This window comes from Candidatus Moraniibacteriota bacterium (assembly GCA_016699875.1).
In the GTDB taxonomy this organism is placed as follows: Bacteria; Patescibacteriota; Minisyncoccia; order Moranbacterales; family UBA1568.
Map to the genome: position 1 here is coordinate 122,117 of CP064989.1, position 17,721 is coordinate 139,837.

The 17,721-nt window shown below is 49.0% G+C and carries 21 protein-coding genes; 2 read left to right on the forward strand and 19 right to left on the reverse strand.

Going from position 1 to position 17,721, the window contains the following annotated elements; genetic code table 11:
* Positions 1-36: 36 nt before the first annotated feature.
* The 19 genes from IPK84_00600 to IPK84_00690 form a co-directional block, all read right to left on the reverse strand.
* Positions 37-327: a ferritin gene (locus IPK84_00600; protein ID QQS15854.1), complete on the reverse strand. Its 291-nt coding sequence runs from the start codon at positions 325-327 to the stop codon at positions 37-39.
* Positions 328-405: 78 nt separating this feature from the next.
* Positions 406-2,328, reverse strand: coding sequence for an elongation factor 4 (gene lepA / locus IPK84_00605; GenBank protein ID QQS15855.1), 1,923 nt, complete (start codon positions 2,326-2,328; stop codon positions 406-408).
* A 91-nt stretch (positions 2,329-2,419) separates the two neighbouring features.
* Positions 2,420-4,042 carry a murein biosynthesis integral membrane protein MurJ gene (murJ, locus tag IPK84_00610; GenBank protein QQS15856.1) on the reverse strand — a complete coding sequence of 541 codons (1,623 nt, stop codon included), beginning with the start codon at positions 4,040-4,042 and terminating at the stop codon, positions 2,420-2,422.
* A 54-nt stretch (positions 4,043-4,096) separates the two neighbouring features.
* Positions 4,097-6,166, reverse strand: coding sequence for a DUF4012 domain-containing protein (locus tag IPK84_00615; GenBank protein ID QQS15857.1), 2,070 nt, complete (start codon positions 6,164-6,166; stop codon positions 4,097-4,099).
* Positions 6,167-6,539: 373 nt separating this feature from the next.
* On the reverse strand, positions 6,540-7,721 hold the full coding sequence (locus tag IPK84_00620; protein ID QQS15858.1) for a glycosyltransferase family 4 protein: 1,182 nt from the start codon (positions 7,719-7,721) through the stop codon (positions 6,540-6,542).
* A complete protein-coding gene (locus tag IPK84_00625) occupies positions 7,718-8,443 on the reverse strand; it encodes a hypothetical protein (protein ID QQS15859.1) in 726 nt (241 codons plus the stop codon). Before IPK84_00625 ends, IPK84_00620 begins: the two co-directional genes overlap by 4 nt.
* Positions 8,444-8,515: 72 nt before the next feature.
* Positions 8,516-9,400, reverse strand: a complete 885-nt coding sequence (locus IPK84_00630; protein ID QQS15860.1) for a UTP--glucose-1-phosphate uridylyltransferase — start codon at positions 9,398-9,400, stop codon at positions 8,516-8,518.
* Between the two features lie 70 nt (positions 9,401-9,470).
* The gene (locus tag IPK84_00635; protein QQS15861.1) at positions 9,471-10,715 is read right to left on the reverse strand and encodes a serine hydroxymethyltransferase; all 1,245 of its coding nucleotides are present in this window, start codon (positions 10,713-10,715) and stop codon (positions 9,471-9,473) included.
* 120 nt (positions 10,716-10,835) lie between these two features.
* Complete coding sequence (gene rpsI, locus IPK84_00640) at positions 10,836-11,339, reverse strand: 30S ribosomal protein S9 (protein ID QQS15862.1); 504 nt, start codon at positions 11,337-11,339, stop codon at positions 10,836-10,838.
* Between the two features lie 33 nt (positions 11,340-11,372).
* Positions 11,373-11,777 (reverse strand): 50S ribosomal protein L13, encoded by a 405-nt coding sequence (gene rplM / locus IPK84_00645; GenBank protein QQS15863.1) that lies wholly within the window; start codon positions 11,775-11,777, stop codon positions 11,373-11,375.
* Positions 11,778-11,781: 4 nt separating this feature from the next.
* Positions 11,782-12,153, reverse strand: coding sequence for a 50S ribosomal protein L17 (gene rplQ, locus IPK84_00650; GenBank protein ID QQS15864.1), 372 nt, complete (start codon positions 12,151-12,153; stop codon positions 11,782-11,784).
* A 24-nt stretch (positions 12,154-12,177) separates the two neighbouring features.
* Positions 12,178-13,086 (reverse strand): DNA-directed RNA polymerase subunit alpha, encoded by a 909-nt coding sequence (locus IPK84_00655; protein QQS15865.1) that lies wholly within the window; start codon positions 13,084-13,086, stop codon positions 12,178-12,180.
* Between the two features lie 115 nt (positions 13,087-13,201).
* Positions 13,202-13,831 carry a 30S ribosomal protein S4 gene (rpsD, locus tag IPK84_00660; GenBank protein ID QQS15866.1) on the reverse strand — a complete coding sequence of 210 codons (630 nt, stop codon included), beginning with the start codon at positions 13,829-13,831 and terminating at the stop codon, positions 13,202-13,204.
* 38 nt (positions 13,832-13,869) lie between these two features.
* Complete coding sequence (rpsK, locus tag IPK84_00665; protein ID QQS16243.1) at positions 13,870-14,292, reverse strand: 30S ribosomal protein S11; 423 nt, start codon at positions 14,290-14,292, stop codon at positions 13,870-13,872.
* A 117-nt stretch (positions 14,293-14,409) separates the two neighbouring features.
* Positions 14,410-14,799, reverse strand: coding sequence for a 30S ribosomal protein S13 (rpsM, locus tag IPK84_00670; GenBank protein ID QQS15867.1), 390 nt, complete (start codon positions 14,797-14,799; stop codon positions 14,410-14,412).
* A 36-nt stretch (positions 14,800-14,835) separates the two neighbouring features.
* Complete coding sequence (gene rpmJ / locus IPK84_00675) at positions 14,836-14,949, reverse strand: 50S ribosomal protein L36 (protein ID QQS15868.1); 114 nt, start codon at positions 14,947-14,949, stop codon at positions 14,836-14,838.
* A 51-nt stretch (positions 14,950-15,000) separates the two neighbouring features.
* The gene (gene infA, locus IPK84_00680) at positions 15,001-15,228 is read right to left on the reverse strand and encodes a translation initiation factor IF-1 (protein ID QQS15869.1); all 228 of its coding nucleotides are present in this window, start codon (positions 15,226-15,228) and stop codon (positions 15,001-15,003) included.
* A gap of 382 nt (positions 15,229-15,610) precedes the next feature.
* The gene (locus IPK84_00685; GenBank protein QQS15870.1) at positions 15,611-16,114 is read right to left on the reverse strand and encodes a hypothetical protein; all 504 of its coding nucleotides are present in this window, start codon (positions 16,112-16,114) and stop codon (positions 15,611-15,613) included.
* A 9-nt stretch (positions 16,115-16,123) separates the two neighbouring features.
* Positions 16,124-16,711, reverse strand: a complete 588-nt coding sequence (locus IPK84_00690) for an NAD(P)H-dependent oxidoreductase (protein QQS15871.1) — start codon at positions 16,709-16,711, stop codon at positions 16,124-16,126.
* A gap of 139 nt (positions 16,712-16,850) precedes the next feature.
* On the opposite strand from IPK84_00690, the gene IPK84_00695 reads away from it, so the two are divergent.
* Together IPK84_00695 and IPK84_00700 are read left to right on the forward strand one after the other, a co-directional pair.
* Positions 16,851-17,243: a VOC family protein gene (locus IPK84_00695; GenBank protein ID QQS15872.1), complete on the forward strand. Its 393-nt coding sequence runs from the start codon at positions 16,851-16,853 to the stop codon at positions 17,241-17,243.
* Positions 17,244-17,274: 31 nt separating this feature from the next.
* Positions 17,275-17,688, forward strand: coding sequence for an SRPBCC domain-containing protein (locus tag IPK84_00700; protein QQS15873.1), 414 nt, complete (start codon positions 17,275-17,277; stop codon positions 17,686-17,688).
* The last annotated feature ends 33 nt before the right edge of the window (positions 17,689-17,721 follow it).

Here is a 17,721-nt window from a genome sequence, read left to right on the forward strand (position 1 = left end):
CAACAAAAGACAAGGAAACAAACTGAGAATACCAGGCTAATGGGATTTCTGGAGAATGTTTCCGCCCTTTCCTTCGCCACCAAGGAAATCTGATAACTCATGCGCAAACACTCCGTCGCGCTTGCCAATCCAGGCCAAGAGCATTGCGGCATGTTCTTTTTCTTCGTCCCGATTGTGCTCGAGAATACCTCGAAGTTCTTCGTCAGTCGCTATCTCGGCGCGCTGATTGTACCAGTCAATCGCCTCCAACTCTTCTCGCAGAGAATCGATCGCCCGTTTCATATCAAGCGCCTCGGAGCTCAACTTCCCTCGCTCTTCATGCAGCATAGGCGTGTCATTATTCGGATTATCCCCCTCAGTATCACCAGTATATCACAGAGAAGAATCGACAGAAAAGACCCGCCGCTATCCATCATTCTTCCGGAGAACATCGAGAAATGCTTGCGGAGGAATTGTCACGCCGCCAATCGCGCGCATCTTTTTCTTTCCTTTCTTCTGTTTTTCGAGAAGCTTGCGTTTCCTGGTCACATCGCCACCATAGAGCTTTGCGATCACATCTTTTCGAAAGGCCGATATCGTCTCGCGCGCAATAACCTTGCCACCCACAGCCGCCTGGATAGCAACGGCAAAATTATGCCGAGGAATCACCGTTTTCAATTTCTCAACCGTCTCTTTCCCTTCTGAGAACGCTCGGGATTTCGGCACCATACGGGAAAACGCCTCAACCGGCTCATTCGCGACAATGATGTCCAGACGGACCACGTCCGATTTCCGGTAACCGATCGGCTCGTAGTTCATCGATGCAAACCCCGATGAAACACTTTTCAGCCGATCGTGAAAACTCACGATCACATCCATGAGTGGCGCGTCGAAGGTCAGCAACACACGCTCTTCATCAAGATACTCCGTATTCCGATACTCTGCGCGAATCGATGCCGAGAGATCCATGAGCGCTCCCAGGAACGATGTGGGTGCCACCACCTTGAGATCGACATACGGTTCATATATTGCTTCAATCGATGCCGGGTCCGGCATATCCATAGGAGAATACAACGGCACGCGACCTTCTTTTCCGCGCAATTCCAGCTCATAAATAACCGAGGGCGTTGTTATTGTTGGCGTAATTTCAAATTCACGCTCAAGTCGCGCCTGCACTATTTCGAGATGGAGCAGTCCCAAAAATCCGCATCGGAATCCTCGCCCGAGCGCCACATTACTCTCCGGTTCGAATGCAAATGCCGCATCATTCAATTTCAATTTATCCAACGCATCGCGCATCTCCGCATAGTCATCACCATCAACCGGATAGAGACTCGCATACACCATCGGTTTCACATCCTGATAACCGGGCAACGCCTCAACCGTTCCCACGCCCGATTGTCGGTCACCGCGAATAGCGATTGTAATAGTATCTCCGACACGACAGGAGGCCACATCTTTTTGTCCCGTCGCCAAGTAGCCGATATCGCCTGCGGACAACTCGCCAACCGGCACAAGCTCCGGCTTCATAATACCCGCCTCAATCGCCAAGCTCTCAGTCGATGTCGCCATCATGCGAAGCACATCATCCCGACGAACCATGCCGTCCACAATACGCACCGATGCCACAACACCCTTATACGTATTGTAAGCGGAATCGAAAATAAGCGCGCGAAGCGGTTCGTCCCTGTTTCCTCGAGGCGCTGGCACGCGTTCAACAACAGCGCGCAAAATATCCGAGACCCCCAAACCCGTCTTTCCGGACGCCAAGAGAATGTCCGTTTCGAGACACCCGAGCACATGGAGGATTTCTTTTTTTGTCTTTTCAACATTTGCCGCCGGCAAATCCACTTTGTTGATGACCGGGATAATTTCAAGCCCCTCTTCGATTGCCAGGTAGAGATTCGCCAGCGTTTGCGCCTGCACACCCTTGGTTGCATCTACCAAGAGAATCGCACCCTCAACCGCCGCCAGAGACCGCGACACTTCGTAATGAAAATCCACATGTCCCGGCGTATCGATAAGATTCAGCACGTACTTCCCAAAAGGAATAGTGGAGACATCCTTCTTGCGGCTTCTGGATTCCTGATTCCCCGCCTCAGATTTATCATTCTCTCCTCCCAAATTCTTACCGCCTACCTTTGCCTGATACTCATACTCCATCCGAACCGGCTGAAGCTTTATTGTAATACCGCGCTCGCGCTCCAGATCCATCTGATCCAGAAGTTGCGCTTTCATCTTCCGCTTCTCGACTGTTGCCGTCTCTTCCAAGAGCCGATCTGCCAAAGTCGACTTCCCATGGTCGATATGCGCGATAATGCAGAAATTTCTAATAAACCGCTGGTCCATATTTCCCCTTACTCAAAACAAAAAGAAGCTTCTTACAGCTCCTTCACAGTAATATAGACCCCCGAAAAAGGCAATCGCAACCGTCTCTTCGTCACACCACCGGGCGAGCGGATTCTTCTTCGGCTTCTTTGAGAAGTTGGGGTTGTCTCAAGAAGCGAGAGACAATGAAGCAGCGAACGCTTTCGAGTTCCTCTATTTTGAGAAGCCAAGAAGCCGCGATAAATGCGGCAATACCAAGCGCTCCGGACAATACCAACTCCGAGAAAACATCGAAAAACGTATCTAACTCGACGTTTCCAAGTCCGAAAAAAAACTTGCCCGCCTGCACGGCAAGCAAGGCGGCAAGAGATGCGATCGTCACCTTACTAAAAGACATGAGAAACGATCGATCATCCCATCCCTCGACTCGCCTCCGAAGAAACACGTAGAGAAGAAACGCATTCGCCACACTTGCAATAGAAAAGGACAGAGCGAGCGAGAGTGCGCCCCACTCCCCAACAAAGACAGCCAGAATGGCAATATGAATCGCCTCAGAGAAAGCGGCAAGGAGAAGCGGCGTCTTGGTATCTTGCAAAGAGAAAAATGCTCGAGCAAAGAGCGGGATAAGACTCTGCGCAAAGAGACTAATCGACAAGACGCCGAGTATTTCAAATGTCATACGCGTATCCTCCCAGTCGAAGTGTCCCGTTCCCAGTATGACGCGCACGATCTGCGCGCGAAGCGCAATCATCATAAAACTCACCGGGATCACAAAGAACAATACTTTTCTCGATGTTTTCAAAAGCATATCGGAGAATCGACGGCGTTCATCCTTAGCGGCGAATCCGGAAAGCGTTGGAAACGCCGCGAGAGAGAACGCCACACCAAAAAGTCCCAAAGGAACGCTTTGAATATTATTGGCAAGCGTAAAAGCGGCGAGCGTCCCGGAAGCAAGTGCGGACGCAAAAAATGTCACAACAAGAAAACTCACCTGTCCCACTGCAATCCCCAACGAACGCGGCACCATCAGTCGTACCACCCGCCAAACTTCTCGGCTCACCGCCGAAGCGGCATGAAACGAAAATTGAAATCCCGCTTTTCGTACGCTTGGGTACTGCACCAACGCATGGAATATCGTTCCCAGGACGACGCCCATGGCAAGACCGATCGGACCGAAAAACCGCGCAAAAATAACCGCACCGAGAATGATGCCGACATTGTAGAAAACCGGCGCCAAAGAAAAAACAATGAAATTTCGAAAAGAGACCAGCACGCTCCCAAAAACAGCGCTTACTCCAAGAAATATCGGCCCGATCAGCATCACGCGAGTGAGATTCGTAGCAAGAAGCTGTTTCTCCGGTGAAAAACCCGGAACAATCGCCCGCATTATCGGCCCCGCAAAAATAGCCGAGAGCACAGACACTGCGCCAAGCAAAATAATGAGCAACAAAAATACTCCGCCAGCAAGATCCCACGCGGATTGCTCGCTCTTCTTCTCGCGCAGCTCGGTAAAGACCGGCACAAATGCCGCCGAGAGCGCTCCGGCAACAAGCAGTCCGTAGAGAAAATCCGGGATACGAAACGCGGCGTAATACGCATCAAGCACATCACCCGCACCGAATGTTCCCGCAAGAATTCGATCCCGGACAAAGCCAAGCAATCGACTTGCTATACCAAAGACAGCAATCACCAATGCCGCGCCACTCACCGTCCTGTTTGCTCTCCCATGAAACAAAGAAACAAGCAGCCTCCGTACCCGAAATAAAATCCCCCTCATACGCGAAAAGTATTACCGATCCTTCTCCGAAAAGAGAATGCCAGCAAACCGATCATATTGCAAATCAGACTGCCAACGAACGCCATGCTCGAACGGTACCAGATTTCCCTCCGATTGCCAAACATTTTCAAATCGTTCCGGAAAGAGTATTTCGGAATCGAGAGAGCTCCCTCGCGAACCGGATTGTTTCTGGAATACGATTGAATACGAATCAAGCGAATTGTCCGATCGATGCGGATCAACACGAAATGGAAGAAGATACGCGTACGTCACCTCGACGCTTTCGCCCGGACTCACATAAACCCAATTTCCAAACACCGTTTTCCCGGCATCTTCAGAAATACGGGTACCGGATACGGGATCGATTCGCATTCCCATTCGCTCGCGCTCAACGTCCTGATCACGTGCAAAATGAAGTCTATCATAATCAAGTGGCGGTTCTACGGTCTCGCGAGTATACCCATCAGCGGAAACAAGCGTCGACCCGAGCGGCACATAGACTCGCATATAATCGGCATTCACCCGATCCCACCACTCCCGATCGGTATGTCCGCCCATATGCGTCCGCTTCACCGTCACCGTGTCAAGTACGCTTCCGTCATCGCGGATATCCGCTCGATGCGAAATCAATTCATCTATCACGCCGTCTGTTTTGTACCCGTTTATATTGGAATGAATCACACTCAAATAGTCCCGATCCGAAGAAAGCACTTCGCCAGACCACCCAACATTTCTGACAAGCCGTTCCATGTCGCTATTGCGAAAATAGAACAGCATATGTTTTTCCGAAAGTCCCTCCTCTACAGCCGACAAGGCTTTTCCGAACGCTCCCGGAACAGCCTGCTCTCCAAAGATTCGATCGAGCAATATCGGTGCTAAATCCGAGAGGATCTGCTTTGGTTTATTTTCCTCTTTATCATACGCAACCTCAACCTGATACTGGATAGTCTCCAGGAAATTATCCGCATCAACAGTCACGCCATACGCATCCATGCGAATCGGTCCGGTAATAGCGAGAAACTTTCGAAGAATCTCCGGCGTAAACGCAATAACGCCATCAACTGTCGGACCGCCCGTCTTTTCATAAAATGAAATTGCTTTCTCCGCAGAAACCGGAAAATCAGGAAACCAATTGCTGTCATGCAGACTCCAGCCAGCGCTGATTTTCTGTATCGGTTCCGGTGGAACAATGTCCGTATGCAGCTGACCATCCGGGTTGAATATGCCATCAACAAAAAATTTTCGAACCTGCCCGTCATTCACATCAAGAAACGCATAGCTCCCAATAAACCCGCCAGTTGCTCGCATTTCTTGATTGTTTTCAAAAAGAAATAAAAACTTCCGCGGTCCATTTCCACCAAGAACATCCGCCAAGATATCACCATGATCAAGAAAGAGCCGCATGCCGGAGAGCGCTTCCGGCAACTTTGTCTTCAGTGATAAGAATTGTTCCCGCTTGTCTTCCGGAAGATCTGCCACAGAAACTTTGCCGAGACTTTCCAGCGCGCTCGAAAGAAGCGTGTCCGCACGTTCAATTGCCCCGCGCGTTTCTCGAAACACTGAAAGAAATGAAACATTTCGATCGCCGGATAGGGGATTTCCGAGCGAAAAAATCGAACCGCCGACCGTCGACATCGCCTCGCCCGCTGCCGAAATATCTCGAGCCGCATCCACGAGGTACTTTCCCGACGATAGCTTGGAAACAAGCGGAAGAAACCGCGCCGCCTCGATAACAGTGCCGTTCCACGACGCGAACAGGTCGGACGCGGTCGAGAAAGAGACGAATGCTTCCTGAAACAATTGACCCGATTTCGAAAAGTCCTTCGACTTCGCCGTCTCAACCGCTTGTGAAAGCTCTTCGTAACCATCGGTACTCACACCCAGCACTTCTCCCTTCATCTTCATCCCTCGCGCAAAGAGTCCGACTCCAAGCCACGCACCTCCTGCAAGCAGGAGAAGTAAAACGAGAATGGTAAGAAATCGACCGCGGTCGGCAACAACTCCGAATATCTTCGAAAAAGAAGAGAGCGACGAAGCAAAAGAGAACCACCAAGAAGATAGCTTCTCCCGAGATGATCTCATTGACCGATTGCTGGAAGAGGCCGATTGACCCCGTGAAGAAACAGCATGTTGCACTCTCTCAAGCGAATGCTCCCCCTTCCCGTCCATTTCCTCGCTTGGTTTACCAGAAACTGATACCGGAGCCACATGTAACAGATGAGGCTGACTTCGCCCAGAAAAGCGACGATTCCGAAGAGTAGAGGGTGGATATTCCCTTGGCCTTGATATACCACCAGCCTTATTCGGCAGAGCTGAAAGAGAGGCACCCATTGCAGGCGCCCTCCGCTTCACCGCCCGAATATCCGACATGCGTTGAGCAACAGGCGTCCTCATGATTGTGAGATAAGGAAGATCCTGAAAACCAAATACAAAGTAAGAAACAGCCTTTCTTGTGTTACCGTTTTTCTGAACACGATCGATATACTGCAAGTGTCTCACGAGCCATCCGTGCCCAAGAGAAGTCACTAGTCCGAGCAAACCCCCGATTGCGAAGCAGCGCTCGAAGTGCCGCATCATTCCAGACAGATATCAGTGCTGACCGCAGAGATAGTATATCGTACGGATCAAAGAAAAGCGCCGCATCACCAAGTATTTCCGGAAACACCGTCGCACGAGCCGCAAGAACCGGCGATCCCTTTGCCATCGCCTCAAGCGGAGGCAGTCCAAAACCTTCACACAGCGAGGGAAATACCGAAACGCGCGCATATCGGTATAAAAGATCAAGGTGCGTATCGGAAACCACTCCTGCAAAAATCACTCTATCCATACCCCGGCGCTTCGCGTATGCCCTAAGTCGGCGATAGAAGTAATCCTTTCCACCCACCAAAATAAGACGTGCTGACTTATCCGGAAACGAGTCGAATGCAGACAGTAACACCTCGAGATTCTTGTGAGGATACGCATTGCCAACATACAGCGCATACGGCTTCAGTGTAGCATAGAATGAACCGCTCTTCACTGCCCTGGAATCCTCTTCGGATAAAATACCGATTGAGATAAAAAATTGCATCGCCGCTTCATGTCGCAATATCCGACATGTGGGACTTGCTGCTTCGTAGGTAACCACTATTCTGCGAAAAGAAACACGATATCGCTCAAGGATATCCCGCTTGGTGTATTCCGAAATAGTGATAATAGTACGAGAACGAAACAGCGCATTTCGAATAACCAGTCGATACGCCAAGAATTTCAGACGATATAGAAGCGGACTCAGAGTTGTCGCCCGCAACGTTGGAAAGCGCAAAAGGATCAGGTCATGTACCGTGACAACAAAGGGTTTCCAGTAGAGAATGGGCACATTGAAATGCGGAAAATGCATCAAATCAAGCCGCTCGCGAAAGAGCACAAACGGAAAGAATATCTGCTCAGCGAAAGAGTACCACTGAAAATCCGCAAGCACCTTCCGAAAACGCCGATTCACAGGAACGTAGTGATCGAAATTTTCCCGGCGCAAAAAAATAATGTAGTCATTCTCCGTATCGATCGCTTCAAGCGATCGGATAAGCTCTTCCGTATATCGTCCAAGACCGCCCCTGCCAGCCGGACCGTAGAATCGAGCGTCGATGCCGATTTTCATGATTTCGAAATAACAGACTCTGCCGCCTCCCTCTTCTCTGTTTTCTTCGCAGCCAGTTGCTCCTGTTCGGCGGAAAACAAGAAAAGTGCCTGAGCAGCAAGCGCCTTAAAAATTTCCGGATCTTCTACAGTACCCGTCTTCTTGCGGAGCACAATAAAAGCAAGACAACCTCTTACTCGTCGGGGAGATCGAATAATACAGTAGTCCCCTTCTCGTATCACCGTTTCCGTACGCTTAGCCAGATCCTGATATTTCAAAACCGGACAACGCTTTCCGCGCACATCGAATTTCTTCTCAATGACGCCCGAACGGACATCGACAATACACAGAAAGAAAACGTCGGTTTTTCCGAGAAGCGCAAGCGCTTCCATAATAGATTCATACACTTCCTTGAGACGCTCCGGCGTAATCGATGCCGTTTCAGGAAGACCCAACGCGATATTCTTCACAATCTCCATTTTTCGGTTGATTTCCGCAATATACGAATAGGAATCGGCGAGATCGCGAGAAACGCGAGAAGTTTCTTTTTGAAGCTTGAGTTTTTCTCGCATCTGAAACCTCAACTGATTCTCCTTCCAGAGATAAATTAGAAGACCGATCGCTCCAACAAAAAAGATAAGGAGAGATTCCTGGTCATCTTCAATGAGGAACAGCCGATCACCGTTGATAATCTTCGGAATAAGAACGATGAGGACAAACAATGAGAGGTATATCCAATACATACTTCAGTACAGCACGCTGCAATATTGAAAATGATACGCATTCACACCGACACTTCCGCTCCGCAACACATGCTAGAAATTCCGAGTGAGCTGTTTGAGATGATCGCGAAGCTTCGGTCCTACTTCTGGGTGCTGAAGACCGAAATGTAGCGTCGTTTTGAGGAAATTAAACTTATCGCCGGTATCATACCACTCTCCATCGAGGATCCTTCCGTGAATCGACTTTCCCTCACGCAACATAATATTAAAAGCATCAACAAGTCGTATCTCGCCCGACTCTCCCTCTGTCATAGTGGAAAGCGTCTGAAACACATCGTGCGTGAGAATATATTTTCCCGGTGCCACAATAGTACTTGGCGCCGCCTCAATCGATGGTTTTTCCACGATCTCTCGAATGCGGATATCGCGATCATTCATATGATCGCCAGCTACCACGCCAAATTTTGACACTTCCTCTCTCGGAATATCGGCAAGTCCAATGATCGGCGTCTTATATTCGGCATATGCCTCAATAAGTTGGCGCGATGCCGGAATCGAACTATCGTAAATACAATCACCGAAAATCACCAGGACACTCTCGTCGTCATCAACCAAATGTGCCGCCTGGAAAAGCGCATGACCATCCCCCAAAGGAATCGGCTGCCGCACATAAGAAAACTTAGCCAAACCGGAAATCTTCCGGACCGCCTCCAATAAGTCAAGCTTGTTCTTTTCAACAAGCGTATCTTCAAGCTCATAGGAGACATCGAAATGATCTTCAATCGCGCGTTTCCCGCGACCTGTCACGAAGATAATCTCTTCGATACCAGATGCAACCGCCTCTTCAACCAGGTACTGCACCACTGGTTTGTCAACTACCGGAAGCATCTCTTTCGGCTGCGCTTTCGTTGCCGGCAAAAATCTTGTCCCAAATCCCGCTACCGGAAGAATCGCCTTCTTAATGTTTGCATGTTCCATATCGATACTCCTAAAAATTCAGTTCAGCGGAAAATTCAAAATTATCTTCCTGGTTTATTCAAAGACTCTTTTACCGATAAAGCGGAAATTTCTTACACAAGATACACACCTCTTTTCGAAGTTCCCGAAGGATAACCCGATCACCTCCCGACCGAAGCGCTCGATCCATCCACTCGGCGATTTTCTTCACCTCTCGCTCTTTCATGCCTCGAGTTGTTATTGCCGGGACTCCGATTCGTATCCCCGAAGGATCCATCGGGCTTCTCGGCTCATCCGGTATCACATTTTTGTTGATAGTAATGCCAATAGCATCAAGCAGCGCTTCGGCATCTCGACCGCTCACACCAAGTGTTCCCCACACATCGAGCAGAAGCATATGATTTTCCGTTCCGCCAAAAAGAATAGTATACCCTCGACGTTCGAATTCAAGCGAAAGTACTTTCGCATTCCTCAGCACGTGCGCCGCATATTTTCTGAAACCTGCTTTCGACGCTTCTTGGAAAGCAACCGCTTTCGCAGCAATGATATTCATATGCGGCCCCCCCTGGACACCCGGAAACACCGCTTTGTCTATAGCTTTGGCAAATTTCTCTCGGCAGAGAATCATACCGCCCCGGGGACCGCGGAGTGTTTTATGTGTCGTTGTTGTCACAATATCAAAATGTTCGACCGGATTCGGCACGACACCTCCTGCAACCAAGCCGGCAATATGCGCCATGTCCATCATAGTGATAGCTCCCACTTTTTTCCCAACCGCCACGAACTTCTCATAGTCAATCTGGCGAGTATACGAAGAAAACCCCGCGAGTAGCAACTTCGGCTTTTCGACCTTGGCGAGCGCCTCAAGTTTCCGATAATCAATACTTCCATCTGGTTCCGTCTTGTAACGTACAAATCGGAAAATCTTGGAGGTGAATGTCACCGGATGCCCATGCGTCAAATGCCCGCCATGAGAGAGGTCCATACCAAGCACCGTATCACCCGGTTGCAATGTAGCGGCATACGCAGACATGTTTGCCGAGGCACCTGAAAGCGGTTGGACATTTGCGTGCTCTGCGCCGAAAAGTTTCTTCGCTCGATCAATCGCCAGCATCTCAATACTATCGGTAAACTCCTGTCCGCCATAATACCGGCGCCCCGGATATCCTTCGGAGTATTTGTTTGTAAACACCGTCCCCAAGGTCTCGATCACCGCTCGCGATGCATAATTCTCCGATGCGATCATTTCCAATCCCTCCTCCTGCCGCTTCATTTCCCCCACTATTGCCGACATCACTTTTTCATCCGTTTTCTTGAGTTCCGTATATCGAAACATACCGTTATGCCGTATAACAGATAAGAAAAACCTCCGTCCCAGCAGTATACCAAACTGAACCAGAAAACAAAAGAAGCCCCCTGAAGGGACTTCTCTGGAAAATCTAATGCCAAAGAATATCTATCGTTTGCTCCACTGCGGGGCACGACGAGCCTTATTGAGACCAGGCTTCTTGCGCTCCACTTTGCGGGCATCCCGAGTCAAAAAGCTCCCCGCCTTGAGAAGTGGCCTGTGATCCACATTTGCCACAACCAGAGCACGAGCAAGGCCGAGTCCGGATGCGCTCGCTTGCCCGGAAAGACCACCACCACGCACATGAACAGAGATGCGAAACTTATTCTCCAATCCCACAGCACGAATCGGATCGAGAAGAAGACTCTGAAGACGAGCTGTTGGGAAGTACACTTTCACAGATTTCCCATTTACTGAGACATCACTCTCACTATCAGAAGCATCTTCAAAAATACGAACCGTAGCAACCGCCGTCTTTCGCCGTCCGACACCTGAAAAATATTTGTCTGTCGACACTGCAATGACAGGATCTGAAACCGAACTCTTCTCATGAAGAGCAAGGTTCTTTGACTCGCGGGCGGTCTTCTTTACAGAATCTTTCTTAGTTACCATAGGAGATAGGAGAACAGAAAAATTTAGAGGGTATTAGAGAGCAAGCGTCTCATCAATAGCATGCTTTTGATCCGAGTTACGATAGAGGAGTAATCGCGTCATCATGCGATCCCGCAACTTATTCTTCGGAAGCATGCCATACACCGCCATCTCAAGCACTTTCCTCGAATCTTTCTTCATCTGATCCTTGAGTCGAGTAGATGTAATCCCTCCGGGATAGCCACTAAAGCGATGATACACTTTATCTTCGAGCTTCTTACCAGTTACCACTATGCCGTCAGTGTTCACTACCACCACAAAGTCACCGCCGTCGATATGCGGCGCAAAATCCACTTTTCCTTTCCCAGAGACAGTCTTCGCAACCTGTGTCGCCAAACGACCAAGAACCTGCCCTTGCGCATCAATGAGAAAGTGTTTCCGTTGAGACTGCTCTTTCATACAATTAGTCGACAAATTCAAGGATAGCAACCTTTGCTCCATCAGTCTTTCGGGGAGCCAATTTTACAACACGAGTGAACCCGCTGGTACGCTTTCCGAATTTCTTCAAGAAATCAGCGTCACACAGACGATCCAGCGTAATACCGGAAACCCGTTGTTTCAAGAGGCGAACTGTTGCCACGCGCCGATCAGGAACAGCGATACCCTCTTTGGCAAGATTCACCAATCGATCAATCCGGGATTTCATCTCTTTCGCACGCGCTTCCGTTGTGCAAATACGTCCATGAAGCACCAAGCCTTCAGCGAGACTCTTTACCAGTGCCCGCCTCTGATTTCGATTCCGTTCAAGTTTTCGCCCAGATTTCTGATGATTCATAGTCGTCTCGTTCCTCGCGGAAAATTATGCCGATACTATAAAGGAAAGCCCTGCCGCTTGCAAAGCTTCCTTGACCTCTTCAAAACCTTTCTCGCCCATACCGGAAAAGTCACGGACTTCTGACTCGGAGAGTGCCGCTATGTCAGAGAGTGTCCGCACATCGTATGCCTCCAAGACCTTCCGTGTACGAGACGAGAACATGCCAAGCTCCGCATCACCCTCTTTCTCGCGATCCTTTTGCAACACTTCCGCACTCCGCAGGGCAGAAAACTGACCGATCAAGATAGCCACCGCTCGCTGGAAGGCTTCCTCGGGAGTAATGCTCCCATCAGTCAAAACTTCAAGCGTAATACGATCAAAATCGGTCCGCTTTCCGACACGCATGTTCTCCACAGTGTAATTGACACGCTCAATTGGCGTATAAATAGCATCAATAGCAATAACTCCAATCTCCTTCTCATGTCGGACCTGGTGTTCGACAGCAACATATCCAAGACCACGTTCTACGGTAAGTTCAAGTTCGAGTTCCGCCTTTTTGTCGGTCAAAGTAGCAATCAGTTGACCACCATTCACCACTTCCAAAGAAGAAGGGGCATGAATTTTCTCGGCACACACTGCACCTTCGCCTTTTGCCTTCAAAGTCACTTTCACCAGCTCGTCATCGCCATGGATACGGAAACGTACTTTCTTCAGATTCAAAATAATCTTCACCACATCCTCGAGCACTCCCGGGAGCGTCGAGAATTCATGAGAAACATTCATAATCTTCACCGACGTAATTGCGGCTCCCTCAAGAGACGACAACAATACCCGGCGAAGTGCATTTCCCAGAGTAGCGCCATATCCGGGATAGCATCCGTCGATCTCAAATTTTCCAAAATGTTCGCCGATCGCCGTATATTTCGGCTCTTGCGGAAGAGATATAGTCTGCATACCGTTTTCCGTTCCTCCCAAGACACACCTCTTCTTCAGAAAACTCCAGGGAAACCAAGAGAACTGGAAGAGATGCGCGAGAAAGCGGTTAAGAGTAAATCAACGAAACAAAAACTTATTTTGAGTAATATTCAACAACTGCCTGAGGATCCACATGAATACCGATATCCGTACGAGTCGGCATGCCTATTACCTTCCCGGATAGTGTAGCAGCATCAAGCTCAAGCCACTGCGGAACATCTTTCTTGTTGAGTATCTCCTCTTTCTTTTTCTTGAAATATTCTTTTTCAATCTTAGTAGAAGCAATTGAAACCGTATCTCCCACACGAATTTCCGCAGACGGGATTGAAAGAAGCTTTCCATTTACTCGAAATGCCCGGTGTGAGACTAACTGGCGAGCCAAAGCCCTCGAAGAGGCAAATCCCAGACGATATACAACACTATCCAAGCGCATCTCCAAGCGAGCGAGAAGAAGATCTCCGGCAACACCCTTCCGCCGACTCACGTCCTCATAGTGTTTGCGGAATTGTTTCTCCAAGACACCATAAATGCGCTTGATACGCTGTTTCATGGCAAGCTGCTTCCCATACTCACTCTGCCCCCGCGAAACCGTTTTCCCATGAACTCCCGGCGCATACGCCTTTCTTACCATAGCGCACTTCGGAGAAAAACAACGATCTCCCTTGAGAAAGAGTTTCTCACCAGCCCGACGGCACAATCTACATTTATCTAAATTTCTCGCCATAATCCATGCTACAAACAAAATAGAGACTCATGTCCAACCTATACTCGACGTGGCTTCCGCGGACGACATCCTCCGTGAGGAAGCGGCGTAATGTCGCGAATTGAGAGCAAAGTCAGTCCGTTATTTGCCAATGCTCGGACAGCTGCTTCCCGGCCACTCCCGACACCGCGCACAAACACCTCAACCTCTTGAAGCCCAAACTTCCGAGTTTTTTCCACAACTTCACTCACTACCTGCGTCGCAGCATAGGGAGTCGATTTCTTAGCACCCTTAAACCCCATATGCCCGGAACTTGACCAGGCCAGCGTCGCTCCATTCATGTCAGCAAGAGTAACAATGGTATTGTTATAGCTACAACGGATACTGGCACGTCCGCGGGCGATCTGATTCTTCCATTTCTTCTTTTTCTTTGTCGGCGCAGCATCGACATCGGAAGATGCCTCCTTTGAAACAGTTGCCATCTCAACCTCTTCAGTTGATTGTTCCGATTTGTCCTTTTCTTCGACCATAAAATATGTCAGTTGGAGAGGTAATCTTTCTTTTTTCACGTATCAAAAGGGGTGTATCATTCTTCAGAACTATGTCTTCTCAGCAGCCTTGCGACGACCGCTTCCCATTGTCTTTCGAACATTGCCACGAATAGTCCGCGTATTTGTCTTTGTGCGCTGTCCGCGAACCGGAAGACCCTTTTGATGGCGAACTCCTCGATAACAGGCAATCTCTTTGAGTCGCTTTACATTCATTTTGACAGAATGTCGAAGCTCGCCTTCAACACGATATTTCTTCTCAATGAAGTCGCGCAAACGATTAGCGTCCTCAATAAGGAGATCCTTGGAACGAGTATCGGGATTGATCGACAATTCCTCCAAGATTTTCCGACTTGTCACCAGTCCTATACCGTACACAGACGTCAACGCCACTTCAATGCGCTTTTGATCGGGAATATTAATGCCGGCGATACGAACCATAAAATTCTCTCTTAATCAGGATAAAACAAAGAGGGATTACCCTTGCCGCTGCTTATGTTTCTTGACCGTGCAGATTACATAGAGATATCCTCTTCGCTTCACCACCTTGCAGTGCGCACACATTTTTTTGACAGAAGCTCTCACTTTCATAGCTATGAGGTAAAGAGGAAACCACTGAAACTAAACCCAGATACATTTTCCCTACTTGAGGCGATGTACGATGCGACCACGGTTCAAATCATAAGGACTCATCTCAAGCGTCACGCGATCCCCGGGAAGTAAACGGATATAATTAACTCGCATCCTTCCGGAAATATGTGCAAGCACCTCATGTCCATTTTCAAGTCGCACTCGAAATGATGTGCTCGGAAGCGACTCAATCACTTCCCCCTCGACACGGATGATTTCTTTGTCTTTGTTCGAACCCATATACGCCCAAAGGGCAATGCTACTAAAATACTTCCATCACTTTCGGAAACTGACAAAATGCAAGGCATTACTCTCTCCAACGCCCGTCTGGGAACTATACAGGAAACCACTCGAAAATGCAAATACGCGCAAAGAAACGGCGGATATTATTGCCGCCGACGAATATACACAAGCCAAGGACCGGTCTCTCGAGAAAGTCATTCCTCATGCTAGCGTTTCTTTCGCGCGTCGATCCGAACGTCTCCGTTCCGATTGCAAAAACTGGTTTTTTGAGAGCACTGAGCATTCTAACCAATGATTTCTCTTTTGTCAACAAGCCACAAAGCGATCATACTTGGAGTTTCTCAGTAAAGAGAAGTAACACGGAAAACAAGCCAAAATATCACAGTTTCCGACTATCATACGCCCACTGGAGAAGCGCTTGGCGCTGACGCGGACGGCATGTCAGATCGCCGCAATGACAGTGCTTTGCAATCTGCACAGCATGCCGCCGCATGGCGCGCCACCGATTGATTTGCCGCAAATCGTCTTCGTGCCGCCGACCACGATAGTAACGGCAGTACCACTGAAACCACCCGCGCGGATCATCCGGATGAATCCATCCGTTCTCCCGCCAGACCGAAAGCGATTGACTCGCATCCACACCGAAGAAGTTCAGTTTCGGATCTCGACAGCCCGTTGCAAACTTCGCCCGTACGAACCACTCTTTCGGAAACTCTTTCGCACAGTCCCGCATATACACACCGCCAAAAACACCCATCTTGAGCATATCTTTCGGAGAAAGATCCGGCTTGAAGGACAGATCAAAATGCTTCCCCTCCGGTTTCGTCAATTCGTATCGATAGCCGCTTTGCATCCGATCGCGAACTGTCACAAAAGTGCGCATACCCTTAAGCTATTCGCGCGCATCTTTGAGAGCCTTTCCCCACCAGAGAAGCTGGTCAAGAAATATTTTTGCTTTCCCTTCAAGCGAAGTAAGGAGCTCTTCCGCACTCGATTCGCCCATCGCCACCGGGAAGTACCGCTCGCCGGGAATATGTATCGATTCGCGAATCGGCGCCATCTGAAGCTCGATACTATTCAAACGAAGCTGCTCGACCGCTCGCGCACCACCGACACTCCCGTAACTCACAAAACCGACCGATTTGTTGTTCCACTCCCGATATACCCAATCAAGCGCATTCTTCAAGACGCCGGACGTACCGTGATTATATTCGGGCGTCACCATGATAAAAACATCACTCGCTGCTATTTTCTCCGTGAAACGCGCAACCGCTTCGTGTGCGTATGGTTCGTTCTTGTATGACGGACTCACCGGATCATCGAAGAAAGGCATCTCATAATCACGAAGATCGAGTACTTCAACAGACACTCCCGATCGCTTCGCCGCCTCGCTCGCAATCCAGCGCGCCGCTTTGTCGCTGAAGCGCCCTTCCCTCGTACTCCCCGCAATAACCGACACATGCAATTTGGACTGACTCATAAGAAGTATATAAATTACGTACCAGCTCCATCTTACCGCACCAGCATATGCCGTTCAAGACACCACACAATGCGATCATTGTTTTCTTAATTATCGCATCTTGGTACAATAAACCAGAGTATACATTTTTGGTAAACATATGAAAAACCAGCACCCGGTCGTCCATTTCGAAATGCCCTACAAAGATGCCGCTCGCGTCACCGAATTTTATGAAACTGCCTTTGGATGGAATATGAATCGGTTTGGTGAGGATATGGGAAATTACATCATGGCACGTACCACTGAAACAGATGAAAACAACATGATCAAAACTCCCGGCGCCATCAATGGCGGATTTTACCCGAAGCGTCCCGATGCACCGCAGCCCGGCATCGTCATATCAGTCGACGATATCCAAAGCGCTATGCAAAAAGTGCGCGAGGCGAGCGGAAAGGTATTCGGCGAACCGATAGATATCCCCAACGTCGGTCTCTACATCGCCTTTTCCGATACCGAAGGAAATTTTGCCAGCATGCTCCAGCCGAAAAAATAGTTTTCAATGTTAAGAAAGAACGTTCTTGCTTATGGAAAAAATTACAGTCAGCATCACTGTTAATGCTCCAAGGAAGACTGTGTGGGAATACTGGAATGACCCAAAACACATTCCTCATTGGGCATTTGCCACGCCAGAATGGGGCGCGGAGAGTACTGAGAATGATCTGCAAATAGGGGGCCATTTCAAACACAAAATGTTCGCCAAAGATGGCAGCGCTTCTTTTGATTTCGAAGGAGTCTACACTCTCGTCGAGCCGCATCAGCGCATCGAATATACCATCACTGATGGACGCATCGTCTCTGTGCTTTTCGAAGAAGTCAATGGGAACACTCGTATCACCGAATCGTTCGATCCCGAACATGAAAACCCTCTGGAGATGCAACGCGCTGGTTGGCAAGCCTATCTTGAGAACTTCAAGAAATACATAGAGACTCAAAAATAGCATGTCCAAACAAACACTTCCCGGCAGATCAAT